Source organism: Pseudomonas sp. B7(2017), assembly GCF_002112745.1.
Taxonomy (GTDB): Bacteria; Pseudomonadota; Gammaproteobacteria; order Pseudomonadales; family Pseudomonadaceae; genus Aquipseudomonas; species Aquipseudomonas ekonensis.
In genome coordinates this window covers 1-26,514 of record NZ_NEIP01000012.1, presented here as the reverse complement: position 1 = coordinate 26,514, position 26,514 = coordinate 1, and the positions used below count along the sequence as shown (strand labels likewise).

General features: G+C 65.4%; 27 protein-coding genes and 1 pseudogene. 13 read left to right on the top strand and 15 right to left on the bottom strand.

Annotated features, from left to right (window positions below; all coding sequences use genetic code 11):
- The first annotated feature begins 12 nt into the window (after nucleotides 1-12).
- Together phaC and CAG29_RS20445 are read left to right on the top strand one after the other, a co-directional pair.
- Nucleotides 13-1,695: a class II poly(R)-hydroxyalkanoic acid synthase gene (gene phaC / locus CAG29_RS20450; protein WP_085631067.1), complete on the top strand. Its 1,683-nt coding sequence runs from the start codon at nucleotides 13-15 to the stop codon at nucleotides 1,693-1,695.
- A gap of 27 nt (nucleotides 1,696-1,722) precedes the next feature.
- Nucleotides 1,723-2,343: a TetR/AcrR family transcriptional regulator gene (locus CAG29_RS20445; protein WP_085585453.1), complete on the top strand. Its 621-nt coding sequence runs from the start codon at nucleotides 1,723-1,725 to the stop codon at nucleotides 2,341-2,343.
- A 201-nt stretch (nucleotides 2,344-2,544) separates the two neighbouring features.
- On the opposite strand, the gene CAG29_RS20440 is transcribed toward CAG29_RS20445, so the two are convergent.
- From CAG29_RS20440 to CAG29_RS20430, 3 genes are all read right to left on the bottom strand, one after another.
- Nucleotides 2,545-3,354, bottom strand: coding sequence for a phasin family protein (locus tag CAG29_RS20440; RefSeq protein ID WP_085585455.1), 810 nt, complete (start codon nucleotides 3,352-3,354; stop codon nucleotides 2,545-2,547).
- A gap of 10 nt (nucleotides 3,355-3,364) precedes the next feature.
- Nucleotides 3,365-3,787, bottom strand: coding sequence for a phasin family protein (locus CAG29_RS20435; RefSeq protein ID WP_085585457.1), 423 nt, complete (start codon nucleotides 3,785-3,787; stop codon nucleotides 3,365-3,367).
- 251 nt (nucleotides 3,788-4,038) lie between these two features.
- On the bottom strand, nucleotides 4,039-4,314 hold the full coding sequence (locus CAG29_RS20430; protein WP_085695050.1) for a polyhydroxyalkanoic acid system family protein: 276 nt from the start codon (nucleotides 4,312-4,314) through the stop codon (nucleotides 4,039-4,041).
- A gap of 154 nt (nucleotides 4,315-4,468) precedes the next feature.
- Between CAG29_RS20430 and ubiE the strand changes: the two genes are divergently transcribed.
- The 11 genes and pseudogenes from ubiE (at nucleotide 4,469) to CAG29_RS29125 (ending at nucleotide 12,588) form a co-directional block, all read left to right on the top strand.
- Nucleotides 4,469-5,239 (top strand): bifunctional demethylmenaquinone methyltransferase/2-methoxy-6-polyprenyl-1,4-benzoquinol methylase UbiE, encoded by a 771-nt coding sequence (gene ubiE / locus CAG29_RS20425; protein ID WP_085585461.1) that lies wholly within the window; start codon nucleotides 4,469-4,471, stop codon nucleotides 5,237-5,239.
- The gene (locus CAG29_RS20420; protein WP_085585463.1) at nucleotides 5,239-5,862 is read left to right on the top strand and encodes an SCP2 domain-containing protein; all 624 of its coding nucleotides are present in this window, start codon (nucleotides 5,239-5,241) and stop codon (nucleotides 5,860-5,862) included. Before ubiE ends, CAG29_RS20420 begins: the two co-directional genes overlap by 1 nt.
- Nucleotides 5,859-7,463, top strand: a complete 1,605-nt coding sequence (gene ubiB, locus CAG29_RS20415; RefSeq protein ID WP_085631068.1) for a ubiquinone biosynthesis regulatory protein kinase UbiB — start codon at nucleotides 5,859-5,861, stop codon at nucleotides 7,461-7,463. Before CAG29_RS20420 ends, ubiB begins: the two co-directional genes overlap by 4 nt.
- 81 nt (nucleotides 7,464-7,544) lie before the next feature.
- The gene (hisI, locus tag CAG29_RS20410) at nucleotides 7,545-7,949 is read left to right on the top strand and encodes a phosphoribosyl-AMP cyclohydrolase (protein WP_085585467.1); all 405 of its coding nucleotides are present in this window, start codon (nucleotides 7,545-7,547) and stop codon (nucleotides 7,947-7,949) included.
- Nucleotides 7,942-8,274 carry a phosphoribosyl-ATP diphosphatase gene (locus CAG29_RS20405; protein ID WP_085585469.1) on the top strand — a complete coding sequence of 111 codons (333 nt, stop codon included), beginning with the start codon at nucleotides 7,942-7,944 and terminating at the stop codon, nucleotides 8,272-8,274. The genes hisI and CAG29_RS20405 overlap by 8 nt, the downstream gene beginning before the upstream one ends.
- Nucleotides 8,275-8,299: 25 nt before the next feature.
- On the top strand, nucleotides 8,300-8,578 hold the full coding sequence (locus CAG29_RS20400) for a twin-arginine translocase TatA/TatE family subunit (RefSeq protein WP_085585471.1): 279 nt from the start codon (nucleotides 8,300-8,302) through the stop codon (nucleotides 8,576-8,578).
- Nucleotides 8,579-8,588: 10 nt separating this feature from the next.
- Nucleotides 8,589-9,035, top strand: coding sequence for a Sec-independent protein translocase protein TatB (gene tatB / locus CAG29_RS20395; RefSeq protein WP_085695049.1), 447 nt, complete (start codon nucleotides 8,589-8,591; stop codon nucleotides 9,033-9,035).
- Nucleotides 9,032-9,820 carry a twin-arginine translocase subunit TatC gene (tatC, locus tag CAG29_RS20390; protein WP_085585475.1) on the top strand — a complete coding sequence of 263 codons (789 nt, stop codon included), beginning with the start codon at nucleotides 9,032-9,034 and terminating at the stop codon, nucleotides 9,818-9,820. Before tatB ends, tatC begins: the two co-directional genes overlap by 4 nt.
- Nucleotides 9,817-10,524 (top strand): 16S rRNA (uracil(1498)-N(3))-methyltransferase, encoded by a 708-nt coding sequence (locus tag CAG29_RS20385; protein ID WP_085695048.1) that lies wholly within the window; start codon nucleotides 9,817-9,819, stop codon nucleotides 10,522-10,524. The genes tatC and CAG29_RS20385 overlap by 4 nt, the downstream gene beginning before the upstream one ends.
- Nucleotides 10,525-10,671: 147 nt before the next feature.
- Nucleotides 10,672-11,673 (top strand): annotated as a pseudogene (locus CAG29_RS29130) (methyl-accepting chemotaxis protein); the annotation flags it as partial.
- A 42-nt stretch (nucleotides 11,674-11,715) separates the two neighbouring features.
- Nucleotides 11,716-12,588, top strand: a complete 873-nt coding sequence (locus CAG29_RS29125) for a methyl-accepting chemotaxis protein (RefSeq protein ID WP_371857106.1) — start codon at nucleotides 11,716-11,718, stop codon at nucleotides 12,586-12,588.
- A 287-nt stretch (nucleotides 12,589-12,875) separates the two neighbouring features.
- Here the strand turns inward: CAG29_RS29125 and CAG29_RS20375 are convergent, their stop codons facing one another.
- From CAG29_RS20375 to CAG29_RS20320, 12 genes are all read right to left on the bottom strand, one after another.
- Nucleotides 12,876-13,610 (bottom strand): amino acid ABC transporter ATP-binding protein, encoded by a 735-nt coding sequence (locus tag CAG29_RS20375; protein ID WP_085585481.1) that lies wholly within the window; start codon nucleotides 13,608-13,610, stop codon nucleotides 12,876-12,878.
- Complete coding sequence (locus CAG29_RS20370) at nucleotides 13,603-14,562, bottom strand: amino acid ABC transporter permease (RefSeq protein ID WP_085656850.1); 960 nt, start codon at nucleotides 14,560-14,562, stop codon at nucleotides 13,603-13,605. The genes CAG29_RS20375 and CAG29_RS20370 overlap by 8 nt, the downstream gene beginning before the upstream one ends.
- A 129-nt stretch (nucleotides 14,563-14,691) precedes the next feature.
- Nucleotides 14,692-15,489, bottom strand: a complete 798-nt coding sequence (locus CAG29_RS20365; protein WP_085585485.1) for a transporter substrate-binding domain-containing protein — start codon at nucleotides 15,487-15,489, stop codon at nucleotides 14,692-14,694.
- 220 nt (nucleotides 15,490-15,709) lie between these two features.
- Nucleotides 15,710-18,283 (bottom strand): glucans biosynthesis glucosyltransferase MdoH, encoded by a 2,574-nt coding sequence (gene mdoH / locus CAG29_RS20360; protein WP_085631077.1) that lies wholly within the window; start codon nucleotides 18,281-18,283, stop codon nucleotides 15,710-15,712.
- Nucleotides 18,276-20,060, bottom strand: a complete 1,785-nt coding sequence (locus CAG29_RS20355) for a glucan biosynthesis protein G (RefSeq protein ID WP_371856121.1) — start codon at nucleotides 20,058-20,060, stop codon at nucleotides 18,276-18,278. The genes mdoH and CAG29_RS20355 overlap by 8 nt, the downstream gene beginning before the upstream one ends.
- Before the next feature lie 306 nt (nucleotides 20,061-20,366).
- Complete coding sequence (gene dtd / locus CAG29_RS20350; protein ID WP_085585489.1) at nucleotides 20,367-20,804, bottom strand: D-aminoacyl-tRNA deacylase; 438 nt, start codon at nucleotides 20,802-20,804, stop codon at nucleotides 20,367-20,369.
- Entirely contained in the window at nucleotides 20,801-21,772 is a 972-nt protein-coding gene (pip, locus tag CAG29_RS20345; RefSeq protein WP_085585491.1) for a prolyl aminopeptidase, read from the bottom strand. The genes dtd and pip overlap by 4 nt, the downstream gene beginning before the upstream one ends.
- Nucleotides 21,773-21,876: 104 nt before the next feature.
- Nucleotides 21,877-22,794 carry an alpha/beta hydrolase gene (locus CAG29_RS20340; protein WP_085695047.1) on the bottom strand — a complete coding sequence of 306 codons (918 nt, stop codon included), beginning with the start codon at nucleotides 22,792-22,794 and terminating at the stop codon, nucleotides 21,877-21,879.
- 67 nt (nucleotides 22,795-22,861) lie between these two features.
- Nucleotides 22,862-23,809 (bottom strand): choline ABC transporter substrate-binding protein, encoded by a 948-nt coding sequence (locus CAG29_RS20335; RefSeq protein WP_085631081.1) that lies wholly within the window; start codon nucleotides 23,807-23,809, stop codon nucleotides 22,862-22,864.
- A gap of 300 nt (nucleotides 23,810-24,109) precedes the next feature.
- A complete protein-coding gene (hutG, locus tag CAG29_RS20330; RefSeq protein ID WP_085695046.1) occupies nucleotides 24,110-24,913 on the bottom strand; it encodes an N-formylglutamate deformylase in 804 nt (267 codons plus the stop codon).
- Between the two features lie 10 nt (nucleotides 24,914-24,923).
- Nucleotides 24,924-26,129 carry an imidazolonepropionase gene (gene hutI / locus CAG29_RS20325; RefSeq protein ID WP_085631085.1) on the bottom strand — a complete coding sequence of 402 codons (1,206 nt, stop codon included), beginning with the start codon at nucleotides 26,127-26,129 and terminating at the stop codon, nucleotides 24,924-24,926.
- A gap of 100 nt (nucleotides 26,130-26,229) precedes the next feature.
- Nucleotides 26,230-26,514 (bottom strand): aromatic amino acid lyase (locus CAG29_RS20320; protein ID WP_170930459.1); only part of this gene is annotated, 285 nt, incomplete at its 5' end.

The window sequence follows — 26,514 nt, the reverse complement described above, 5'->3', positions numbered from 1 at the left end:
GAGTGTTGACTCATGCGCGACAAACCAGCGACCGGCGTGGTGCCCAGCCCCGCCGTGTTCATCAATGCACAAAGCGCGATGACCGGGCTGCGCGGCCGGGACCTGATCTCGACCCTGCGCAGCGTCGCGGCCCATGGCCTGCGCAACCCGATCCACAGCGCACGCCATGCCTTGAGGCTAGGAAGCCAGCTGGGCCGCGTCCTGCTCGGTGAGACCCTGCACCCGATCAACGCGCAGGACACCCGCTTCAGCGATCCGGCCTGGAGCCTCAATCCGTTCTACCGGCGCAGTCTTCAGGCCTATCTGAGCTGGCAGAAACAGGTCAAGAGCTGGATCGACGAGAGCAGCATGAGCGAAGACGACCGCGCCCGCGCGCAGTTCGCCTTCAGCCTGCTCAACGACGCCGTGGCGCCCTCCAACACCCTGCTCAATCCGCTGGCGGTCAAGGAGCTGTTCAACTCCGGCGGGCAGAGCCTGGTACGGGGCCTGGGCCACCTGATCGACGACCTGCTGCACAACGACGGCCTGCCGCGCCAGGTCTCGAAGCAGGCGTTCGAGATCGGCAAGACCGTCGCCACCACCACCGGCTCCGTGGTGTTTCGCAACGAGATGCTGGAGCTCATCCAGTACCGGCCGATGAGCGAGAAACAGTACGCCAAGCCGCTGCTGGTGGTGCCGCCGCAGATCAACAAGTACTACATCTTCGACCTGAGCCCGCACAACAGCTTCGTCCAGTTCGCCCTCAAGAACGGCCTGCAGACCTTCATGATCAGCTGGCGCAACCCGGACGTGCGCCACCGCGAATGGGGCCTGTCGACCTACGTCGAGGCGGTGGAGGAAGCGATGAACGTCTGCCGCTCGATCACCGGCGCCCGCGACGTCAACCTGATGGGCGCCTGCGCCGGCGGCCTCACCATCGCCGCGCTGCAAGGCCACCTGCAGGCCAAGCGGCAGCTGCGCCGGGTCTCCAGCGCCACTTACCTGGTGAGCCTGCTCGACAGCCAGTTCGACACGCCGGCGACGCTGTTCGCCGACGAGCAGACCCTCGAGGCGGCCAAGCGCCGTTCCTACCAGCGGGGCGTGCTCGACGGCCGCGACATGGCCAAGGTGTTCGCCTGGATGCGCCCCAACGACCTGATCTGGAACTACTTCGTCAACAACTACCTGTTGGGCAAGGCGCCGCCGCCGTTCGACATCCTCTACTGGAACAACGACAGCACCCGCCTGCCAGCGGCGTTTCACGGCGACCTGCTGGACTTCTTCAAGCACAACCCGCTGACCCACCCCGGCGGCCTGGAGGTGTGCGGCACGCCGATCGACCTGCAGAAGGTCACGGTCGACAGCTTCAGCGTGGCCGGCATGAACGACCACATCACGCCGTGGGACGCGGTGTACCGCTCGACCCTGCTGCTGGGCGGCGAGCGGCGCTTCGTGCTGTCCAACAGCGGCCACGTGCAGAGCATCCTCAACCCGCCGGGCAACCCGAAGGCCAACTACGTCGAGAACGGCAAGCTGAGCGGCGACCCCCGCGCCTGGTACTACGACGCGAAAAAGGTCGACGGCAGCTGGTGGACGCAGTGGCTGGAGTGGATCCAGCAGCGCTCCGGCGCCCAGCGCGAGACCCAGATGACCCTCGGCAGCCCCGACTACCCAACGATGGAAGCGGCACCCGGCACCTACGTGCGCGTGCGCTGACGCCCCGAAACCTTTTAAGAAGACTGGATGAAAACCCGCGACCGGATTCTCGAATGTGCCCTGCAGCTGTTCAACGAAAAGGGCGAGCCGAACGTCTCCACCATGGAGGTTGCCAACGAGATGGGGATCAGCCCCGGCAACCTCTACTACCACTTCCACGGCAAGGAGCCGCTGATCCTCGGGCTGTTCGAACGCTTCCAGGGCGAACTGGCGCCGTTGCTCGACCCGCCCGCCGACGTCGAGCTGGCACCGGAGGACTACTGGCTGTTCCTGCACCTGATCGTCGAGCGCCTGGCGCTCTACCGGTTCCTGTTCCAGGACCTGTCGAACCTGTCCGGACGCCTGCCGAAGCTGGCCAAGGGCATCCGCAACCTGCTCAATGTCCTCAAGCGCACGCTGGCGTCCTTGCTGGCGCGCCTGAAGGCGCAGGGGCTGCTGGTCAGCGACACCCAGGCCCTGGGGCAACTGGTGGAGCAGATCACCCTGACCTTGCTGTTTTCCCTGGACTACCAGCGGATCCTCGACCGCGAGGGCGAGGTGCGGCTGGTGGTGTACCAGATCATGATGCTGGTGGCGCCGCACCTGCTGCCGCCGATCAAGGCGGCGACGGAGCGCTTCGCGCTGCAGTACCTCGAAGAGCACGAGTGACCATTGCATCTCCCTTGTGGGAGCGAGCCTGCTGGGGCCGGTGATGCCACATGACACTGTGGGAGCCAGCCTGCTGGCGATGGTGTCGGCAAGGGCGCTGCCGGGCAGGATCAAAAGGGTAAGGCAGCGTTCTGGATAGACAGGACCACAAACAAAAACGCCCGGCCTTCACAGGCCGGGCGTTTTCTTGGGCCCTGAGGATCAGGACTGACTGGACGGCGCCGACGGGGTCGGTGCGGCAGTCGGGGTCACGGCGGATGCCGGAGCGGCGGCGGAGTTCGACGCGCTGACCGGAGCGGCCGGGGTCGCAGGCTTGGCGGCGGCCGGTTTCGGCGCTGCAGCTTTCGGTGCGGCCGGTTTTTTCACTGCCGGTTTCTTCGCGGCAGCCGGTTTGGCGGCTGGCTTGGCGGCAGCGGTTTTCGCCGCAGGTTTTGCGGCAGGCTTGGCAGCGGGTTTGGCCGCCGCTTTCGCAGCCGGTTTGGCCGCTGCGGTTTTCGCCGCAGGCTTGGCGGCCGGTTTGGCGGCAGCCTTGGCCAGTGGTTTGGCGGCAGGCTTCGCAGCCGGCTTGGCCGCTGCGGTCTTGGCCACAGGCTGGGTTTTCAGACCGGTGAGTTTCTCGATCTGCTTGGTCAGGGTCTCGACCTTGCTGTGCAGGGCCTTGACCTCATTGCGGCTCGGCACGCCCAGGCGCGAAATCGCGCTGTTCAGGCGCTTGTCGAAAGCCTCTTCCAGTTCGTCCCACTTGCCCAGCGCGCGGTCTTTCACGCCGCTGATGCGCGATTTTGCCGAGGAAGCGGAATCCTTGGCGGCGTCGACTTTCTTGCCGACCGCCGACTTGGTGAGCTTCTCGGCCTTTTCGCCGTCTTTGACCAGTGACTCGAAGAGCTTGCTGCCGTCAGTGTCGATCTTCGAGTACACGCCCAGGCCTGCCAGCCAGATCTTGCGGGAGTAGTCTTCGACCTTCCCGATCCACGAGCTGCCTTCTTTATCGGTGTTCTTTTTGCCAGCCATCCCGTTCTCCTTAAGATTTACGCGCGACGCGTTCGAGCAATGCCGTCAGCTCATCGAGCTTAGCAGAGAGTGCCTCAACGTCATGTTTAGACGGAATGCCGATGCGATTCAAGGCACTGGCGACGCGTGTGTCGAACGCCTTCTCGACCTTGTCGAGCTGCACTTCGACCCGGCCCTTGAAGGTGCTGACTTCGCCCTTGGCCTCATCGATCTCGGCGTTGGCCGCTTCGAGTTTTTCGGCGACGGCTTTTTTGCCTTTCTTTTCAACCGCTTGACCGGCCTTGATCAGCTCTTGAAAGTAGTCGCTGCCCTCTTGGCCGACCTTGGCGTAGGCACCCAGGCCTGCCAGCCAGATCTTGCGGGCATAGGATTTGACGTCGCTCAGAGCGGAAGTCGAAGCGTCGATTTTTTTCTTCAAAATGACTTTGGCCATGGTGCACCTCACGCGCAGAAGGTTTGAGGAACTGCCCGGACGAGTGTCGGGCTCAGGCACAAAGTAGGGAGAAAAATTAGAAACGGCACCCTAACAACTGACATAAAGCAGGTGAACGTGACACGGTACCTGTGGGAGCGGGCTTGCCCGCGAAGACCATGTTCCTGCCACAAGAAATCTTGCGGATGCACCGGCCTCTTCGCGGGCAAGCCCGCTCCCACAGGATTATCCGTTCACCGCAAAGGTCGGGATCAGGCCAGCGCCTTGTCCAGCGCCTTCTCGATCTCGGCCTTGATCATGCCGCTCATGGGCGACATCACCATGCCCAGCTCCACGTCGACGCGGATCGAATCCTCCGCCACATGCACCTCGCCCTTCACGCCGGAGCGCTTGAGGTTCAGGGTGTCCCCCGACCACTTCGGTTCCAGGCCGTACTGGTCGGAGAGTTTCTGCGCCAGCTTGTCGGCTTTCTCGCGGGCGGCGTCCTTGCCCAGGCTATGGGCACGTTCAACACTGATTCGGGCCATCGGATGACTCCTGATTGATGAAGGCTTGTCGGCAGATCCTGACCGCGGCTGCGGCAAATCGTCCCGAGGGTCGCCCATCTTACCTTGAGCCATTCCAAGACAAAGCATGGCTTGGGGATTAGAATGTCGCGCATTCTCTTTTGGTGACAGCGATATGACTGATCAGCGCAAAGGCAGCGATGCCGAACCCACCACCCACTTCGGCTTCAAGAACGTCCCGGAAAGCCAGAAGGCCGAAAAGGTCGCTGAGGTGTTCCACTCCGTGGCCGCCAAGTACGACCTGATGAACGACCTCCTGTCGGGCGGCATGCATCGCCTGTGGAAGCGCTTCGCGATCGAGCTGTCGGGCGTGCGCAGCGGCAACCGCGTGCTGGACATCGCCGGCGGCACCGGCGACCTGACCAAGAAGTTCTCGCACCTCGTCGGCCCGACCGGCCAGGTGGTGCTCGCCGACATCAACGAGTCCATGCTCAAGGTCGGCCGCGACCGCCTGCTGGACGTGGGCGTGTCGGGCAACGTCGAGTTCGTCCAGGCCGACGCCGAAAAGCTGCCGTTCCCGGACAACCACTTCGACTGCGTGACCATCGCCTTCGGCCTGCGCAACGTGACCCACAAGGAAGACGCCCTGCGCTCGATGCTGCGCGTGCTCAAGCCCGGCGGCCGCCTGCTGGTGCTGGAGTTCTCCAAGCCGACCAACGCGCTGATGTCCAAGGCCTACGACGCCTACTCGTTCGCCTTCATGCCGCTGATGGGCAAGCTGATCACTAACGACGCGGAAAGCTACCGTTACCTGGCCGAGTCGATCCGCATGCACCCGGACCAGGAAACCCTGAAGTCGATGATGGTCGAGGCCGGCTTCGACCGCGTGACCTATCACAACATGACCTCGGGCATCGTCGCCCTGCACCGCGGCATCAAGCCCTGATGCTGCTGACCGGGCTGCTGGCCAGCGTCGAAACCGGCCTGAACCGGGTGCTGCGTCTCGACAGCACCGCGCTGCCGCGCCTGGCGCACCTGACCGGCAAAGTCATCGCCGTCGACTGCGCAAGCCCGGCGCTGCAACTGTTCATCCTGCCCAGCGACGAAGGCCTGATGCTGGCCTCGCGCTGGGAGACCGGCGTCGACTGCACCCTGCGTGCGCCGGCGTCGAGCCTGGTGAAGCTGGCCCTGAGCAAGGACAAGACCGCGGTGCTGCACGCGCCGGAGGTCGAGCTCGACGGCGACAGCGGCGTGCTGCTGGAACTGGCGGGCATCCTGCAGGACCTGGAGCTGGACTGGGAGTACGAACTCTCGCGCTGGCTCGGCCCCGTCGCCACGCAACTGGTCGGCGGCCACCTGCGCAGCCGTGCCCGCTGGTACCGGCAAGGCTTCGCCAGCCTCAACCAGAACCTCGCCGAATACCTGGCCGAAGAATCGCGCACCCTCGTCGGGCAGCGCGAAGCCGAAGCCCGGTTCCGCGAACTGGACCGGATCAAGCTTGATCTGGAACGTCTCGAGGCGCGTTTCGAGCGCCTTTCCCGATCCCTCGACCCAAGCGATAACGCATGAAGCTGCTTGCCGTCCGCCGTCTGTTGCGCATCCAGCGCGTCGTGATCCGCTACCGACTCGATGACCTGCTGTTCGAACTCCCGTTGCCGTGGTTCCTGCTGGGCCTGCGCTATGTGCTGCCGTGGCGCTGGTTCCCGCGCAAGCCACTGGCGCTGAGCCGGGGCGCGCGCCTGCGCCTGGCGCTGCAGGACCTGGGGCCGATCTTCATCAAGTTCGGGCAGATCCTCTCGACCCGCCGCGACCTGCTGCCGGAAGACATCGCCGACGAACTGATGCTGCTGCAGGACCGGGTGCCGCCGTTCGACTCGCAACTGTCGGTGCGGCTGATCGAAGAGCAGTTGGGCAAGAGGATCGACGAGGTGTTCAGCCGCTTCGACGTCGAGCCGCTGGCCTCCGCCTCGGTGGCGCAGGTGCATGCCGCCCAGCTCAAGACCGGCGAAGAGGTGGTGGTCAAGGTGATCCGTCCGGGCCTCAAGCCGGTGATCGCCCAGGATCTGGCGTGGCTGTTCATCCTCGCCCGCGCCGCCGAGAAGGTCTCGGCCGATGCCCGCCTGCTGCACCCGGTGGACGTGGTCAGCGACTACGAAAAGACCATCTACGACGAACTCGACCTGCTGCGCGAGGCGGCCAACGCCAGCCAGCTCAAGCGCAACTTCGACGGTTCGCCGCTGCTCTATGTGCCGCAGGTCTATTGGGACTGGTGCCGGCCGAAGGTGCTGGTGATGGAGCGCATCTACGGCATCCAGGTGACGGACCTGGCGACCCTGGCCGACCAGCGCACCGACATGAAGATGCTCGCCGAACGCGGCGTGGAGATCTTCTTCACCCAAGTGTTCCGCGACAGCTTCTTCCACGCCGACATGCACCCGGGCAACATCTTCGTCAGCACGGTCAACCCATGGAGCCCGCAGTACATCGCCATCGACTGCGGCATCGTCGGCAGCCTGACCCCGCAGGACCAGGACTACCTGGCCCGCAACCTGTTCGCCTTCTTCAAGCGCGACTACCGCCGCGTGGCGCAGCTGCACATCGATTCGGGCTGGGTGCCGGCGGAAACCAAGCTCAACGAATTCGAAGCGGCGATCCGCACCGTGTGCGAACCGATCTTCGAAAAACCGTTAAAAGATATTTCATTTGGCCAGGTACTGATGCGCCTGTTCCAGACGGCGCGGCGCTTCAACATGGAAGTCCAGCCGCAACTGGTGCTGCTGCAGAAGACCCTGCTGAACATCGAAGGCCTGGGTCGTCAGCTGTATCCGGAGCTGGATCTGTGGAACACCGCCCAGCCGTTCCTCGAACGCTGGATGCGCGAGCGCGTGAGCCCCAAGGCCTTGATCGGCAACGTGCAGAGCCAGTTCGAACAACTGCCGCACCTGGCCAACATGGCCCGCGACCTGCTCGAGCGCCTGTCCCAGCCCCACGCCAGCGACCCGCCGCCGCCCTGGAAAAAGCGCAAGGACGACTGGTTCCTGCGCCTGCTCGGCAGCGCCCACCTGGCGGGCGGCACGATCCTCGCCGCCGGCGGTCCGCTGCACGAACTGGGGCACTGGCCCGCCGGGATCATGGTGGCAGTGGGCTTGTATCTGGTCGTTCGCCGATAGCCAGTTCCGCGATCGGCTGGCACACTGTTCGAACGCCTGAACCCGACCAATGAAGCGTGGGGTTCGCTGTCGGAGTCGAAGATGAAAAACTGGCTGGACGAGATCAAGTGGGACGCCGATGGCCTGGTGCCGGCGATCGCCCAGGATCACAAGACCGGACGCGTGCTGATGATGGCCTGGATGAACCGCGAGGCGCTCGAGCTGACCGCCGCGGAAAACCGTGCAATCTACTGGTCACGTTCCCGTGGCAAGCTGTGGCGCAAGGGAGAGGAGTCCGGCCATGTGCAGACCCTGCACGAGATGCGCCTGGACTGCGACGCCGACGTGATCATCCTGATGGTCGAGCAGATCGGCGACATCGCCTGCCATACCGGCCGTCAGAGCTGCTTCTACCGCGTCTTCGAGAACGGCGACTGGAAAACGGTCGACCCGGTCCTGAAAGACCCGCACGCCATCTATTCCGCCGCAGGACACACACATGAGTGACACCCTGACCCGCCTCGCCCAGGTGCTCGAAGAGCGCAAGGGCGCGGCCGCCGACACCTCGTATGTCGCCAGCCTGTACCACAAGGGCCTGAACAAGATTCTGGAGAAGGTCGGCGAAGAGTCGGTGGAGACCATCATCGCCGCCAAGGACGCCGCCGTCAGCGGCGACTGCAGCGACGTGATCTACGAGACCGCCGACCTGTGGTTCCACAGCCTGGTCATGCTCGCCCAGCTGGGGCAGCATCCGCAGGCCGTGCTGGATGAGCTGGACCGTCGCTTCGGCCTGTCCGGACACGCCGAGAAAGCCTCGCGTCCGTCCGCCTGAAAACCAATTAGAGAGGAGCTGCAAGATGGGCATTTTTGACTGGAAACACTGGATCGTCATTCTGGTGGTCGTGGTGCTGGTGTTCGGCACCAAGAAACTGAAGAACCTGGGCACCGACGTCGGCGAATCGATCAAGGGCTTTCGCAAGGCCATGAACGACGACGAGAAACCGGCCGACCCGGGCGCCGCGCCTGCCCAACCGGTGCCGCCGGTGCAGCCGCAAGCCACCGCCCAGGCCAACCCGCCGCACACCATCGACGTGCAGGCGCAGAAGGTCGAAGAGCCGATCCGCAAAGACGTGTGAGCACTGACTAATGTTTGGTATCAGCTTCTCTGAACTGCTGCTCGTCGGCCTCGTCGCCCTGCTGGTGCTGGGCCCCGAGCGCCTGCCGGGCGCTGCGCGCACCGCCGGCCTGTGGGTCGGGCGCCTGAAGCGCAGCTTCAACGCGATCAAACAGGAAGTTGAACGTGAGATCGGTGCCGACGAAATCCGCCGGCAACTGCACAACGAGCACATCCTGTCCCTGGAGCAGGAGGCCCGCAAGATCCTCACGCCGGTCCAGCAGGAACCGACGCCGGTCGAGCACGTGGGCGGGCAGACGATCCACAGCCCTGCGGCGCCGACACCTGCGGCCCCTGCGCCAGCGCCAGCCGAACCCGCGCCGGCCGCCGCAGCGGCCCCGGCCGAACCCGTTGCCCCAGCTGCCGCGCCGACCGCGCCGGCCCCTCACGACCCGACATTGCCACCGCGAGCCCCATGAGCGATCTCCCCGAAAACGACCAGCACATGCCGCTGGTTTCGCACCTCACCGAGTTGCGCACCCGTCTGCTGCGTTGCGTCGCGGCGATCTTCATCATCTTCGCCGGGCTGTTCGCCTTCACCCAGCAGATCTACACCTTCGTCTCGACGCCGCTGCGCCAGTACCTGCCGGCCGGCGCGACGATGATCGCCACCGACGTGTCGTCGCCGTTCCTGACGCCCCTGAAGCTGACGATGATGGTCTCGCTGTTCCTGGCGATCCCGGTGATCCTGCACCAGATCTGGGGCTTCATCGCGCCGGGCCTGTACAAGCATGAGAAACGCGTCGCGGTGCCGCTGCTGATCTCCAGCATCCTGCTGTTCTACACCGGCATGGCGTTCGCCTACTTCTTCGTGTTCCCGCTGATCTTCAAGTTCTTCGCCTCGGCCACCCCGGCCGGCGTCGAGATGATGACCGACATCACCAGCTACCTCGATTTCGTCATGACGCTGTTCTTCGCCTTCGGCGTGGCGTTCGAGATCCCGGTGGCCGTGGTGCTGCTGGTGTGGATCGGCGTGGTCGACGTCAAGTACCTGAAGAAGATCCGCCCGTACGTGATCATCGGCTGCTTCGTGGTCGGCATGATCCTCACCCCGCCGGACATCTTCTCCCAGACCCTGTTGGCCGTGCCGATGTGGATGCTGTTCGAGGTCGGCATCCTGTTCGGCAGCCTGGTGAGCAAGCGCGAACGCCCGGACGAGACCGCCGACGACCACAACGACCAGCCGCCAGCGACCCAGCCATGAACCTGCTGCTGCTCGAAGAGGCCGATTTCATTGCGGCCGACCGCGTCGTGCTGCGCGACCGCCGCCTGACCCACATGCAGGAGGTCCACCGTTCGGAAGTCGGCGACAGCCTGCGGGTGGGGCGCATCGGCGGGCTGATGGGCTCGGCGCAGGTGCTGCGCCTGGACGCCAATGAGGCGGAGCTGCAGATCAGCCTCGACCAGCCGCCGCCGGCCAAGCTGCCGCTGACCCTGGTGCTGGCCCTGCCCCGGCCGAAGATGCTGCGCCGGGTGTTCCAGACCGTGGCGACCATGGGCGTGCCCAAGGTGATCCTGGTCAACAGCTACCGGGTCGAGAAAAGCTTCTGGCAGACCCCGTTCCTGGAACCCGACGCGATCCGCGAACAATTGATCCTGGGCCTCGAACAGGCCCGGGACACCGTGTTGCCGCAGGTCATCATCGAAAAGCGCTTCAAGCCGTTCGTCGAGGATCGGCTACCGGCGATCGCCGACGGCACCCTCGGCCTGGTGGGCCATCCAGGCGATTTCCCGCCCTGCCCCCGCGCGCTCAGCGAGCCGGTCACCCTGGCCATCGGCCCGGAAGGCGGCTGGATCCCCTACGAAATCGACCTGCTGAACAAGGCCGGGCTGCAACCGGTGCAACTGGGCGACCGCATCCTGCGGGTCGAAACCGCCGTCACCGCCCTGCTCGCCCGGCTGTTCTGACGGCCGCAAACCGCTCAAGCCCGTGGTGAGGGAACAAGCGCCCTCACCCCAGGATCCCTCGCTGCGGACAAATCGCGTTACAGAATGCCATCACGCCGCCGATACACTCTCCACAAGTCCAATTAGTGGTCCGAGGGGAGTCGTCGCATGTACCGTTGGTTAGCCGAGAATCTTGGAAACGTCAGCGTCAAACGCAAGCTGGGCATCGGCTTCGGCCTGGTGCTGCTGCTGACCTTGCTGATCACCGTGACCGGCTGGACCGGCATGAGCGGCATCATCAGCCGGGGCGACAAGCTCGGCTTCATCTCCAGCCTGAACGAGCTGACCAAGGACCTGCGCCTGGCCCGCCTGGACTATGAGATGCGCCGCGGCGAACAAGGCCCCGGCGCCGTCAACGACCTGCTCGGCAAGCTCGACAGCGGCCTGCAGACCGCCCGCGGACTGATCGAGCAACCGGCCGACGTGGCGATGATCGACCAGCAGCTGGCCGCCGTGGCCGAGTACAAGCGCGCCTTCGCCGACATGACCCAAGCCACCGCCCTGCGCGAAGACGCCCGCGGCAAGCTCGGCGCCACCGCCGACAACGCCGTGGCCCGGGTGGCCGAAGTCGAGAAATCGATGCTGCAGGGCGACAGCGTCGCCCAATTCAACGCGGTGATCGAGCTCAGCAAGCTGATCCAGCAGGCGCGCTTCCAGGTGCGCGGCTACACCTACAGCGGCAAGGCCGAAGCCGAGCAGCCGGCATTGGACGCCATCGACAACGCCCTGAAGAACCTCGAAAGCCTGCCGGCCAAACTGCCGGAACAGCACATCGCCAACCTGCAGCAGGCCACCGAATCGCTCAAGGCCTACCGCGCGGCGGTCAGCCAGTTCCGCGACTCCCAGGTGGCCAGCGCCAAGGCGCTGGCGCGCATGGCGGCCCAGGGCGACATCCTGCTCGACGTCAGCAAGAAGCTCACCGAGTCGCAGACCCTCGTGCGCGACACCGACGCCGCCGCCGCCAAGAACCAACTGCTGATCGCCACCCTGCTGGCCGTGGCCTTCGGCCTGCTGGCCGCCTGGGCGATCACCCGACAGATCATCATTCCACTGAACCAGACCCTCAAGGTCGCCGAGCGCGTGGCCGCCGGCGACCTCACCCATAACCTGGTGTCCCAGCGCCGCGACGAACTGGGCCAACTGCAGCGCTCGATGCAGAGCATGAACCAGGGCCTGCGCGAACTGATCGGCGGCATCAGCGACGGCGTCACCCAGATCGCCAGCGCCGCCGAAGAACTGTCGGCCGTGACTGAGCAGACCAGCGCCGGGGTGAACAATCAAAAGGTCGAGACCGACCAGGTGGCCACCGCCATGAACGAAATGGCCGCCACCGTGCAGGAAGTCGCGCGCAACGCAGAGGAAGCCTCCGAGGCCGCCGTGGCCGCTGATCAGCAGGCCCGCGAAGGCGACAAGGTGGTCGGCGAGGCCATCGCCCAGATCGAGCGCCTGGCCGCCGAGGTGGGGCATTCCACCGAGGCCATGGGCGAGCTCAAGCGCGAAAGCGACAAGATCGGCAGCGTGCTCGACGTGATCAAGTCCGTGGCCCAGCAGACCAACCTGCTGGCCCTCAACGCCGCCATCGAAGCGGCCCGCGCCGGCGAGGCCGGCCGCGGCTTCGCGGTGGTGGCGGACGAAGTGCGCAGCCTGGCCCAGCGCACCCAGAAATCCACCGAAGAGATCGAAGAGCTGATCGTCGGCCTGCAGAACGGCACCCAGCAAGTGGCGACGATCATGGACAACAGCCGCACCCTGACCGACAGCAGCGTGGAACTGACCCGCCGCGCCGGCGGCTCGCTGGACAGCATCACCCGCACCGTGTCGGCGATCCAGGCGATGAACCAGCAGATCGCGGCGGCGGCCGAGCAGCAGAGCGCCGTGGCCGAAGAGATCAACCGCAGCGTGCTGAACGTGCGGGACGTGTCGGATCAGACCTCGGCGGCCAGCGAAGAGACGGCGGCCTCCAGCGTCGAGCTGGCGCGCCTGGGCACCCACCTGCAGACGCTGGTGGGGCGGTTCAAGGTTTGAGCTGATGCATAGACCTCGGTTCACTGCGGACCGAGGTGATGCCATCGCTGGCAAGCCAGCTCCCACAGTGACCGAGTTGAACACAGACTTTATGGTCGACCGAAAACCTGTGGGAGCTGGCTTGCCAGCGATGGCGTCCAAGAGGACGCCGCCGCTAGAGCACCTGACGCAGGAAGGCCTGCGCCCGCGGATCCTCCCACAGTGACCGAGTTGAACACAGACTTTATGGTCGACCGAAAACCTGTGGAGCTGGCTTGCCAGCGATGGCGTCCGAAAGGACGCCGCCGTTAGAGGACCTGACGCAGGAAGGCCTGCGCACGCGGATCCTTCGGCGCCGCGAAGAACTGCTCCGGCGAAGCGTCCTCCAGCAGCTTGCCGTGATCGAAGAACAGCACCCGGTCCGCCACTTCCCGGGCGAAGCCCATTTCGTGGGTGACGCAGACCATGGTCATGCCCTCCACGGCCAGGTTCTTCATCACATCCAGCACTTCGCCGACCATTTCCGGGTCGAGGGCCGAGGTCGGCTCGTCGAACAGCATCACCTTCGGATCCATCGCCAGCGCCCGGGCGATGGCCACGCGCTGCTGCTGGCCGCCGGACAGGCGCGACGGGTACTCGCGGGCCTTCTGGGCGATGCCGACCTTCTCCAGCAGCGCCAGGGCCTTGGCCTCGCTTTCTTTCTGCCCGCGCTTGCGCACGATCTTCTGCGCCAGGCACAGGTTCTCCAGCACGGTCATGTGCGGGAACAGGTTGAAATGCTGGAACACCATGCCGACTTCGCGGCGGTAGGCGTTGATGTCGGTCTTGGGGTCGGCCAGTTGCAGGCCGTCGATGCTCACCGAGCCTGAGTCGAACTGCTCCAGGCCGTTGAGGCAGCGCAGGAAGGTCGACTTGCCCGAACCGGACGGGCCGATCACCACCAGCACTTCGCCCTTGGCGACGGCGGTGCTGACGTTGTCCACCGCACGCACCACCTGGCCGCGGGTGTCGAAGACTTTTACCAGATCGCGGACTTCAATCACTTTGCGCGAGCCTCCGCTCGAGCCGGCTGGCGATTTTCGACAGCGGCAGGTTGATCAACAGGTACAGGCCGGCGACGCAGAACAGGATCTCGAACGGCGAGAACGAGGTGGTGATGACTTCCCGGCCGCTCTTGAGCAGTTCGGTGATGGCGATCACCGACACCAGCGAGGTGTCCTTCACCAGGCTGATGAACTGCCCGGCCAGCGGCGGCAGCACGCGCTTGAACGCCTGCGGCAGCACCACATGGCGCATCGACTGGCCGGCGCTCAGGCCCAGCGAGCGGGCGGCCTCGTTCTGGCCGCGGGCGATCGACTGCACGCCGGAGCGGATGATCTCGGCCACATAGGCGCCGGTGAACAGCGACAGCGCGGCGATCCCGGCGAACTCCCGGGACAGGTTCATCACCGTGCCGATGAAGAAGTAGAAGATGAAGATCTGCACCAGCAGCGGCGTGCCGCGCACCAGCTCGACGTAGATCGTCGAAAGGTCGCGCAGGGTCGGGTTGTTCGAGAGGCGGCACAGCCCCGTCGCCAGGCCGATCAGCAGGCCCAGCACGCCGGACACCACCGACAGCCACAGCGTCGTCCACAGCCCCCACAGCAGCGGCCCTGCCGCCCAATGCCGGGTGACGCCCACCACGTCGCCTTCGGCGACATCATCGCCCTGGGCGAACTGCAGGCTGTTCTCGTCGACGGTCAGGCGCTGCTCGTCACCGGCGTCGTTGCGCAGGGTGACCTCGGCGCTGCCGCCCTTGCGCACCAGTTCGCTGACGGTGGAGATGTCGGCGGCACGGTGGGTTTCCTCGGCCTGATAGGCGAAGTACTGCGGCACGCGGTTCCAGCGCCACTCGTAGGACATCAGCGACGTCGCGTAGTACAGCGCACCGGCCAGGCCGATCAGCACCAGCACGGTCAGGATGTGCCAGGGCCATTGGGCGTTCTTGTGTTTCATGGGTTGGGCAGGATCCGAAAGTTGTGTCACCGGGAAGGCCGCCATCGCCAGCAGGCTGGCTCCCACACGGGATCAGCGCCTGTGGGAGCCAGCCTGCTGGCGATCGGAGCGACGCGGTCTGTCTGACCGTTATTCCATGTCCTTGAGCCACTCGGTGCTCTTGAACCACTTGTCATGGATGCGATCGTAGGTGCCGTCTTCGTGGATCTGGTGCAGAAAGTTGTTGATGAAGTTGATGCTGTCGTAGTCGCCCTTCTTCAGGCCAAAGGCCAGCGGCTCGTAGGTGAACGGCTTGTCGAGGAACACCAGCTTGCCGGCGCCGACCTTGTTCACCGCCACCACGTTGTACGGCGCGTCGTAGATGAAGGCGTCGGCCTTGCCGTTGACCACGTCGAGCACGGCTTCCTGCTCGTTGTCGTAGCCGTGGTACTTGGCCTTGGCGATCAGCTTCTTGGCCACCAGCTCGCCGGTGGTGCCGAGCTTGGAGGTGATGCGGTAGTCGGCGGTGTTCAGGTCCTTGTAGGACTTGACGGTGCCTTCCAGCTCCTTGCGGATCAGCAGGGTCTGGCCGACCACGATGAACGGTTCGCTGAAGTTCAGGCGCAGGTTGCGTTCCTGGGTCAGGGTCATGCCGCTGCCGATCATGTCGAACTTGTCGGTCATCAGCGCCGGGATGATCCCGTCGTAGCCGGTGGACACCAGCTCCAGCTTGACGCCCATGGCCTTGGTCATGGCCTTGAGGATGTCGACTTCGAAGCCGATGATCTCGCCGCGCTTGTTGGTCATCTCGAACGGCATGTAGGTCGGGTCCATGCCGACCTTCAACGAACCGCGCTTGACCGCGTCGTCGATGGCGCCGGCCTGCGCCGCATTGACCGCAACCAGTGCCGTGACGCCGACCAGCAGCATCGACAGATACTTCTTCATCTTCAAGTCCCCAAAACCATTGCATGTGCGGCGCGAAAACGACAGAAGCAGGCAAGAACGCCCGGGCGCGCCAATTCGGGGACGGATGCTAACGCACTCGCTCGATTGCACAAGGGTTAATGGACGATTTGTTTAACAATCGACAGCGGTTTCCCACCGCGCCCTGAAGGACAGGCGGGCAGCGCAAACAAAAAAGCCCCGCCAGGAGGCGGGGCTTTCGTCAGGCCGGCTGGGCCTGCAGGCTGACCGGCGGCCGCAACGGCAGCAACGGCGCGTGCGGGTCGGCTTTCACCGACGCCCGCCAGGCGTCCAGCCAGTCGCCCAGGCCTTCGCTCCAGACCTGCTCGTGCAGGCGGGCCAGGGCCACCGGGTCGCTCAGCAGTTGCAGGCGGTCGTGGTTGTTCAGCCCGGCGGGGCCGACCTTGACCGCATGGCGCACGCGCTCCTGGCGCAGCCACTCGATCGGCTCGGCCTGACCGTGACGGGACGTCGCCAGCGAGCACGCCAGGGCGTTCTGCTGCGGGTCGACCACGGCGCGGACGAAACCGTCGTTCAGCGCATGCCAGCGGTTCTCGTGGGTGTACTGGTCGGTGGCCAGCAGCGCCTGCGGCGGATTGTATTCCTCAGGGATGAGGAACAGGCTCTCGTCGCGGGACTTGAGGCCCAGGCCCACGCGGCTGGAGATCACCGACACCGGGATCGACAGCATCAGGGAACCGACGATCGGCACCAGCCACCACAGGAAGCTCGGGTTCAGCCAGATCACCAGCAGCGCCCAGAAGAAGCCCAGCAGCGTCTGCGGGCCGTGGCGCTTGACCGCTTCGCTCCACGGCGTGGAGTCGTCGTCACGCTGCGGCGAGTTCCAGGTCGCGGCCCAGCCCAGGAACGCGGCGAGGACGAAGCGGGTGTGGAAGATCATCCGCACCGGCGCCAGCAGCATGGAGAACAGCATCTCCAGCAGCATCGACACGGTCACCTTGAACTTGCCGCCGAACTCCTTGGCACCCTTGGCCCAGATCAGGATGATGCTCAAGAGCTTGGGCAGGAACAACAGCACGATGGTGGTCGAGAACAGGGCGATGGCCTTGTCCGGGTGCCACTGCGGCCACAGCGGGTAGAGCTGGCGCGGTTCGAGGAAGTACTGCGGCTCCATCAGCGTGTTCACCGCCAGCAGCGCGGTGGACAGCACCAGGAAGAAGAACCACAGCGGCGCCGACAGGTACGACATCACGCCGGTGAGGAACACCGCGCGGTGCACCGGGTGCATGCCCTTGACCAGGAACAGGCGGAAGTTCATCAGGTTGCCGTGGCACCAGCGACGGTCGCGCTTGAGCTCGTCGAGCAGGTTCGGCGGCAGCTCTTCGTAGCTGCCCGGCAGGTCGTAGGCGATCCACACGCCCCAGCCGGCCCGGCGCATCAGCGCCGCTTCGACGAAGTCGTGGGACAGGATCGCACCGGAGAACGCGCCCTTGCCCGGCAACGGCGCCAGGGCGCAGTGGTCGATGAACGGCTTCATCCGGATGATCGCGTTGTGGCCCCAGTAGTGGGATTCGCCCAACTGCCAGAAGTGCAGGCCGGCGGTGAACAGCGGGCCGTACACGCGGGTGGCGAACTGCTGCATGCGCGCATAGAGGGTGTCCATGCCCGAAGCCCGCGGCGCGGTCTGGATGATCCCGGCGTCCGGCGTGGCTTCCATCAGACGCACCAGGCTGGTCAGGCACTCGCCGCTCATCACCGAGTCGGCGTCCAGCACGACCATGTACTTGTAGTCGCCGCCCCAGCGACGGCAGAAGTCGTCGAGGTTGCCGCTCTTGCGCTTCACGCGGCGACGGCGGCGGCGGTAGAAGATTTTGCCGAAGCCTTTGGCTTCGCGGCAGACGTCCAGCCAGGCCTGCTGCTCGGCCACGCAGATGTCGGTGTCGTTGCTGTCGCTGAGGACGAAGAAGTCGAAGCGGTCCAGATCACCGGTGGCGGCGACCGACTCGAACGTCGCCCGCAGGCCGGCGAACACCCGCGGCACGTCTTCGTTGCAGATCGGCATCACCAGTGCGGTGCGGGCGTCCTTGGGAATCGGCTCGTTGCCGGCGCTCTTGCCGGAGATCCGGTACTTGTCGTGACCGGTGAGCAGTTCCAGGAAGCCCATCAGCGCGGTCCAGAAACCGGCCGACACCCAGCAGAACAGGATCCCGAACATGATCAGGATGCTGGTCTGCAGCGCATACGGCAGCACTTGCGTGGCGGTCTGCAGCAGCGGCTGGTGCAGGACCTCTTCCAGGTCGACGAACGACCAGCCCTGGTACGGCATGATGCCTTTCATGTACCAGCCGGCGACGACGGTCTGGCCCAGCATCAGCAGCAGCAGGATGTAGCGGCGGATCGACCCGACGGTGCGCCAGCGGGCCGCCGGCAGCACGTTCTGGTCCTTCGGCGGCTGCGGCGGGTTGGTGCGCCCGGTCAGGCGCCGCCAGCCGCGCACCAGGATGTTGGTGCGCCATGGCTCCGGCACGACCTTGGTGCGCCGGATCGGCGGCGCGGCCTTGAGGCAGACGCGGCCGCTGGCGTCGAGCGCCAGCATTTCCGCGTCCTGCAGCTCTTCGGCGGTGCTCAGGGCCAGGCGCTGGCCCACCGAAGCCTGGGCGGCTTCGGCAGGGGCACCGAACGTGCTGGAGGACAGGCGTTCATGCAGTTCGCTGAAGGACCGGCAGCCCGCGAGTTCCGCGCGCTGCTCGTCGGTCATCGGCAGATGCGCCAGATACTCGGACAGAGTTTCCGGCTGTACTTGAGAGTTACTCATCGGCAGGCAACTGATAGCTCCAGGTCTCGGTCAGGACTTCTTCAGTCGGGGCCGATTCCGGTGTGGCTGGGGCCGCTTCGGCAGCCGCTGGCTGCTTGGCGTCTTTGTTGGCCTTTTCCTTGGCATCTGCCGCAGGCTTGGCGTCGGCTTGCTTAGCCTCCGCTGCCTTGGCTTCCTTGTCGGCTTTTTCCTGTTGCTTGGCGGCGACCTTGTCGGCCTTGGCGACGGACGAGTTCGACGCCGGCACCGAAGTCTTGGCCAGGTCCGCCGGCACCACGTGCTGCACCAGGGCGGCACGCATCTCGGTGGACTTGCTTGCGTCCTTGATCTTCAGGCGCAGGGTCAGGCGCCAGCCCTTGGTCTCAGGGTTGTAGCGCACGCTGTTCTCGACCAGTTCGGCGTTGTCGCCGACGCTGACCTGGCTGCGCACGTCCGCGTCCGGCGACAGCGCCGACAGGGACGGGCCTTCGAAGTCCACCAGGTAGGCGACGCTGCCGTCCGGCTGACGGATCAGGTTGGACTGCTTCACGTCGCCGGTGGAACGCAGGGTCTGGTTGACCCAGGCGCTGTCCGGCGCGTGCAGCGCGGCTTCGTCGATGGTCCAGTGCATGCGGTAGGCGAAGTCCAGCGGCTGGCCCGGCTCCGGCATCTTCTCCGGGCTCCAGAACGCAACGATGTTGTCGTTGGTCTCGTCGGCGGTCGGAATCTCCACCAGGTCGACGGTGCCCTTGCCCCACTCGCCCTTCGGCTCGATCCAGGCGCTCGGGCGCTTGTCGTAGCGGTCGTCGAGGTCTTCGTAGTGGCTGAAGTCGCGGCCACGCTGCAGCAGGCCGAAACCGCGCGGGTTCTCGACGCTGAAATTGCTCACGGCCAGGTGTTTCGGGTTGTTCAGCGGACGCCAGATCCACTCGCCGTTGCCGGCGTGGATCGACAGGCCGCTGGAGTCGTGCAGCTCGCGACGGTAGTTGAGCACCTTCGACGGCTGGTTGGCGCCGAACAGGAACATGCTGGTCAGCGGCGCGATGCCGAGCTTGCCGACCTTGTCGCGCAGGAACATCTGCGCCTTGACGTCGACGATGGTGTCGCTGCCCGGACGCAGGATCAGGCGGTAGGCGCCGGTGGCGCGCGGCGAGTCCAGCAGGGCGAAGATCACCAGGTGCTTGTCGCCCGGCTTCGGTTGCTGGATCCAGAACTCGCGAAAGCGCGGGAACTCTTCGCCCGACGGCAGGGCGGTGTCGATGGCCAGGCCACGGGCCGACAGGCCGTAGGTGTGGCCCTTGCCGACGACGCGGAAGTAGCTCGCGCCCAGCATGGTCATGATTTCGTCTTGCTTGTCGGCCTTGTTGATCGGGTACAGCACGCGGAAGCCGGCATAGCCCAGCTGCTCGGTGGCCTTCGGATCGAACTGCAGGTCGCCGAAATCGAAGCGGGACGGGTCGTACTTGATCTCTTCGACGGTGTTCGCGGTGATTTCGTTGATTTTCACCGGCGTATCGAAGTGCATGCCCTGATGGTAGAAGGACAGTTTGAACGGCGTCTTCTGGTCGGCCCACTCAGCCTTTTCGGTGCGGAAACGGATCTTCTGGTAGTCCGCGAACTTCATTTCGCGGAACTCGGTCGGCAGGTTGCTGCGCGGGGCTTCGAACTTCTGCCCGGCCAGCTCTTTAGCCTTGGCGGACACATCGTCCAGATTGAACGCCCAAAGCTGGCCGGCGCTGAGCAGGCACAGGAGCGCCGAGCCCGCTACCAGCGCGCTTCGCATGCGTTTGGCAGACATTCTTGCTGCATTACAGGGACTAACAATCACGAGCAACCCTCGCCGAAAACAGATCAAAAAACCAACGGCCAGCTATCTATGTGCCAGGTTGGCGAGCATTGTTCCGACTCCGCTGGGGCAAAATGATTCCCCAATCGGATCCGTCCAAGTCTCTACCTAAGTCAAAATGGATCAACGAACGCTGATCCCCATAGCGCGCGATTATCTAGTAGCCCGAGTGACAACGCATCAGGGGCAACAAAGTATTTATCGCGAAAATTCCCTGTTTTCAGTCGAAAAGCCCTTGAAATGATGTTTCAAGGGCTTTCATGTCTGTAACAGAAACGTCACCGGGCCATCGTTGACCAGGTGCACCTGCATATCCGCGCCGAATCTACCTGATGCCACAGTGCCATGCACCTGTTTCGCTTTGCCCAATAGATAGTCGAACAGCTCCTCGCCCAGGGCCGGAGGGGCCGCGGTCGAGAAACTCGGGCGCAACCCGCTTCGGGTGTCGGCGGCGAGGGTGAACTGAGAGACCAGCAGCAGCCCGCCGCCCACATCCGCCAAGGACAGGTTCATCTTGCCCTCGGCGTCACTGAATACCCGATAGTTAAGCAGCTTATGCAGAAGTTTGTCGGCGCTGGCCCGCGTGTCGTCGGGTTCGACCGCCACCAGCACCAGCAGCCCCTGGTCGATCGAGCCGACCGTCTCCCCCGCCACGTCGACCCGCGCGCCTTTCACGCGCTGCAGCAGCCCCTTCATGCTTCTTCGGGCGGCAGGTCGAGCAGGCGGCGCGCCATCTTGCTCGCGGCACGCACCAGCGCATCGGTGATGCCCGGTTCCGACGCGGCGTGGCCGGCGTCGCGGATCACCTGCAGTTCGCTGTTCGGCCAGGCCTGGTGCAGTTCCCAGGCGTTGTCCAGCGGGCAGATCACGTCGTAGCGGCCATGGATGATCACGCCCGGCAGGTGGGCGATCTTGCCCATGTCGCGGATCAGCTGGTTCGGTTCGAGGAAGGCGTTGTTGGTGAAGTAATGGCATTCGATCCGGGCGATGGACAGCGCGCGCTGCGGCTCGGAGAAGCGGTCGACCACCAGCGGGTTCGGCCGCAGGGTCGCGGTGCGCCCTTCCCAGATCGACCAGGCCTTGGCGGCGTGCATCTGGGCGATCTGGTCGTTGCCGGTCAGGCGCTTGTGGAAGGCGCCGAGCAGGTCGTCGCGCTCCTCCGGCGGGATCGGCGCGATGTAGTCCTGCCAGTAGTCGGGGAACAGGCGGCTGGCGCCGGCCTGGTAGAACCACTCGATCTCCTGCGGACGGCAGAGGAAGATCCCGCGCAGGATCAGCCCGTGCACCCGCTCCGGATGGGTCTGGGCGTAGGCCAGCGCCAGGGTCGAGCCCCAGGAGCCGCCGAACAGCACCCACTTGTCGATGCCCAGGTGCTTGCGGATGCGCTCCAGGTCCTCGACCAGATCCCAGGTGGTGTTGTTCTCCAGGCTGGCGTGGGGGGTGGAGCGTCCGCAGCCGCGCTGGTCGAAGGTGACGATGCGGTACAGGTTCGGGTCGAAGTAGCGGCGGCTCTGGGCGTCGCAACCGGCGCCGGGGCCGCCGTGGATGAACACCACCGGCAGGCCTTCGGGCGAGCCGCTTTCATCGACGTACAGCGTGTGGGTTCCATCGACGGCCAGATCGTGCCGGGCATGGGGTTTGATCTGCGGAAACAAAGTCTGCATTGCGCGCTCCGTAAGGGGTCGAGGTCATCCCTGGGGGGACTTCTATTATTCTGCCGTCCGGCATCATAAACCCGATTCACGTCAATGAGCATGCCCGCTCGCAGTCACAATTTGTCAGCCATGAACCTCAGCAGGCTGTCGTACAGACGGTCCACCTCGGGCACCCGCCCACGGCCGCGCAGGCAACCGTGCACCAGCCCTTCGCCATAGTAGAGGTCGGCCTCGCCGCCGTCAGCGGCCAGCCGCTCGGCGTAGCGCACGCCATCGTCGCGCAGCGGATCGAACTCGGCCACGGCGATCCAGGCCGGCGGCAAGCGGCCGAGGTCCTGCGCCAGCAGCGGCATGGCGCAAGCTTCGGGTTGACGGCTGCCGCGCAGGTACAGCGTGTGGTAGCAATCGACGTCGCTGGCTGTGAGCAGCGGCGCATCGGCGCATTCGCTGCGCGACGGCAACCGGTCATCGCCGCCGAGCCCCGGATAGATCAGCACCTGGGCCACCGGCAGCGGCTCGCCGGCATCGCGCAGGGCCAGGCACAACGCGGCGGCGAGGTTGCCGCCGGCGCTGTCGCCGGCCACCAGCAGGCGCTGCGGATCCAGTGCCAGCCCGGCACCGCGCAAGCCGCGCCAGACGCTCAGGCAATCGTCGAACCCGGCGGGGAACGGATGCTCCGGCGCCAACCGGTAGTCCACCGCCACCACCCTCGCTTCCAGCTGCATCGCCAGTTCGAAGCAGATGAAGTCGTGGGAATCCAGGCCGCCGACCACCCACCCGCCGCCGTGCAGGTACAGCACGCACGGCCAGCCCTCAGCCGGCGGCGCGCGGGGCGGCAGGTAGGACCTGACCGGCACGCCGTTCAGCGTAAAGTCCTCCACCGCCAGCCCTTGCGGACGGGCCGGGGTGAACGCCCGGCACATGCTGTCGTAGGCCTTGCGCAGTCCGGTCAGGCTGGAGTCCTCTGCGGTATGGCTCAGGGTTTCGGCGACGAATGCGGCCATTTCGGCGGAAAGCGGATAGGGAACCATGTCATTTCGATCCGACGGCGTCAGTTGGAAGTGGCGAGGCAGCTTGCTCCCTCGCCACAAGGCAGTGTCACTGCTTCAGGCTGGCCTGCACCGTGGCCACGCCGTCCTTGCCGTCGAAGCTGCTGACCCCCGCCAGCCAGCGCTGCAAGTCCTCGGGATGTTCGCGCAGCCACTTCTTCGCCACTTCCTGGGGTGTCTTGCGCTCCATGATCGGCACCATCAACTGGCTTTCCTGAGCGGCGGTGAAGGTCAGGTTCTCCAGCAGCCGGTAGACGTTGGGGCACCGCTCGGCGTAGTCCGGGGCCGTCACGCTCGACACGGTCGCGGCGCCTTCGTTGGGGCCGTAGACGTCTTCGCTGCCGGTCAGGTAGGTGATCTTCATGTTGATGTTCATCGGGTGCGGGGTCCAGCCGACGAACACCACGAATTCCTTGCGGTTCACCGCCCGCTGCACAGCGGCGAGCATGCCGGCCTCGCCGGACTCGACGATCTTGAAGTCCTTCAGGCCGAAGCGGTCGGTGTCGATCATGGTCTTGATCGTGGTGTTGGCGCCGCTGCCGGGTTCGATGCCGTAGATCTTGCCGCCCAGCCGGTCCTTGAATTTCGCGATGTCGGCGAAGGTCCTGAGGCCCGCCTCGGCGACATAGTCCGGCACCGCCAGGGTGGCCTGGGCATCGGCCAGGCTCGGCGTGTCCATGACCTTGACCTGTTTGGCCGCCAGGAACGGCGCGATGTTGTTGTCCATCGCCGGTTTCCAGTACCCCAGGAAGATGTCGAGGCGTTTGTCGCGGATGCCCGCGAAGATGATCTGCTGCACGGCGCTGGTCTGCTTGCTTTCGTAGCCCAGGCCGTTGAGCAGCACGTCGGCCATGCCGCTGGTGGCGATCACGTCGGTCCAGTTGACCACGCCCATGCGCACGGTTTTGCAGGAGGGGTCGTCATTGGCCAGGACAGGGGCGCTGAGCAGGGCACTGCTCGCGAGGATTAACGCACAACGAGTGAACAGTCTTTTCATGGGGTCGTCTCGTGCGGCAGCGGTTTTATTGTCGGATCGGTGTCTTCATGCACCGTGGCCGAAACATTACGCAGCAGACGGGACGCAAAAGCGACCTGTGGCGACCGGGATTTGCACTGGGGCGACTGTCTTGCGGTGCCTGGGCGGACGCCATCGCCAGCAGGCTGGCTTCCACAGGGCTCCCGCCGAACACTGTAGGCGCGAGCCTGCTCGCGAAAGCGGTGTGTCATTCAACCAGGATGTCGTCTGACACGACGCCTTCGCGAGCAGGCCCGCTCCCACAAGGATTTGGATCAGCCGTTACGCTGCGTAACGGCCCTGCGCCCAGCCCAGCAGGCCTTGCAGCAGTTCCTTGAGCACCCCTCGCGTCGGCTCCGCCAGGTCGGCGCGGTAGCGGAACGGTTCGAACTCTTCCATGTAGGTGCACTGGCCCAGCTCCAGCTGCACGGCGTGGATGTGCTCGTCCGGGTTGCCGTAGTGACGGGTGATGTGACCGCCCTTGAAGCGACCGTTGAGCACATGGCTGTAGTCGCCGTGGCGGGCGCAGATGGCTTCCAACTGCGTGGCCAGCTGCGGATCGCAGCTGGCGCCGTTGAAGGTGCCGAGGTTGAAGTCCGGCAACTTGCCGTCGAACAGGTGCGGGATCACCGAGCGGATCGAGTGTGCGTCGAACAGCAGCGCGTAGCCGAACTCGGCCTTCAGCCGCGCCAGCTCTTGCTGCAGGGTGCGGTGGTACGGCGTCCAGATCTGTTGCAGATAGGTCGCACGCTCCGCTTTCGAAGGCTCCAGCCCTTCCTGGAACAGCGGAATGCCGTCGAACAGGGTGGCCGGGTACAGACCGGTGGTCGCCCCCGCATACAGCGGCTTGTCGTCGGATGGCCGGTTGAGGTCGATGACGAACCGCGAATACTCGGCAGCCAACGTGCTGGCGCCCAGTTCCTGGGCGAAGTCGTACAGCTGCGGGATGTGCCAGTCGGTGTCCGGCAGGCTTTTCGCCGCCGGGATCAGCCCGGCCTCGACCGCCGGCGTCAGGCGCACGCCGGCGTGGGGCATGCTGATCAGCAGCGGCACGCGGCCTTGTTTGAAGTTCAGAACCTTATCCACAACCGCTCTCCTACAGGCTTGATTCGACGCCGTGACGCACGACGCGTTTGTCCAGTTCGCCGCCCAGCCAGTAGGCCAGGTCCGCCGGCCGGTCGATCTGCCAGGCGACGAAATCCGCGACCTTGCCGACTTCCAGCGAGCCGTGGGTGGCGGCCATGCCCAGTGCCTGGGCCGCATGGATCGTCGCACCGGCCAGGGCCTCTTCCGGGGTCATGCGGAAACAGGTGCAGGCCATGTTCAGCATCAGGCGCAGCGACAGCGCCGGCGAGGTGCCGGGGTTGAGGTCGCTGGCGACGGCGATCTTCACCTTGTGCTTGCGCAGGGCATCCATCGGCGGCAACTGGGTTTCGCGCAGGAAGTAGAACGCTCCCGGCAGCAATACCGCGACCGTGTCGGCTTCGGCCATGGCGATGGCGTCCTCTTCGGTCATGAATTCCAGGTGATCGGCGGACAGGGCGCGGTAGCGCGCCGCCAGGCTGGAGCCGTGCAGCGACGACAGCTGTTCGGCGTGCAGCTTCACCGGCAGGCCGAGTTTTTGCGCGACGACGAAGACCCGTTCGACTTGCTCCGGCGAGAAGGCCAGGTATTCGCAGAACGCGTCCACGGCGTCCACCAGCCCTTCGGCCGCCAGCGCCGGCAGCATCTCGGCGCAGATGTGATCGATGTAGGCGTCGGCACGGTCGGCGTATTCCGGCGGCAACGCATGGGCGGCCAGGCAGGTGCTGCGCACGCTGACCGGCAGCTCGTCGGCCAGGCGCCGGATGACCCGCAGGATCTTGCGCTCGCTGGCCAGGTCCAGGCCGTAGCCGGACTTCATTTCGACCGTGGTCACGCCGTCGCGCATCAGGCTGCGCAGACGCTTGGCGGCGCTGGCGAACAGTTCGTCCTCGGACGCCTCGCGAGTGGCGCGCACGGTGCTGGCGATGCCGCCGCCCTGGGCGGCGATCTCGGCGTAGCTGACGCCTTGCAGGCGCTTCTCGAACTCGCCGCTGCGGTTGCCGCCGAACACGGTGTGGGTGTGGCAGTCGATCAGGCCGGGGGTGACCCACGCGCCCTGCAAGTCGTTGACCGCCGGGTATTCGCCCGCCGGCAATTGATGGCGCGGGCCGATCCACTCGATGAGCGCACCGGACGTCACAATGGCCGCGTCCTCGATGATCGAGTAGGCGCCCTGCGCCATGGTCGCGACGTGGCAGTGTTGCCAGAGGGTTTTCATCCCAAGTCCTCGTCTTGTTCAAAATCGTTTCGCTGGCAAGCCAGCTCCCACAGGGGACTGCACAGAACCTGTGGGAGCTGGCTTGCCAGCGATGAGGCCCTTACAGGCTCGGCAGCAGCTTCGCCGGCACCAACGCGCTCAGGCACCGCGACGCCAGCAGCCCGGTCGCCGCATCGATGTCCGGCGCGAAGAAACGGTCCTTCTCGTAGAACGGCACCTCGGCGCGCAGGGCCGCGCGGGCCTGCTCCAGCGCCGGCGAGCTCTTCAGGCCGTCGCGCAGATCCAACCCCTGGGCCGCCGCCAGCCATTCCACCGCGAGGATCCCCCGGGTGTTCTCGGCCATTTCCCACAGGCGCTTGCCGGCGGCCGGGGCCATCGACACGTG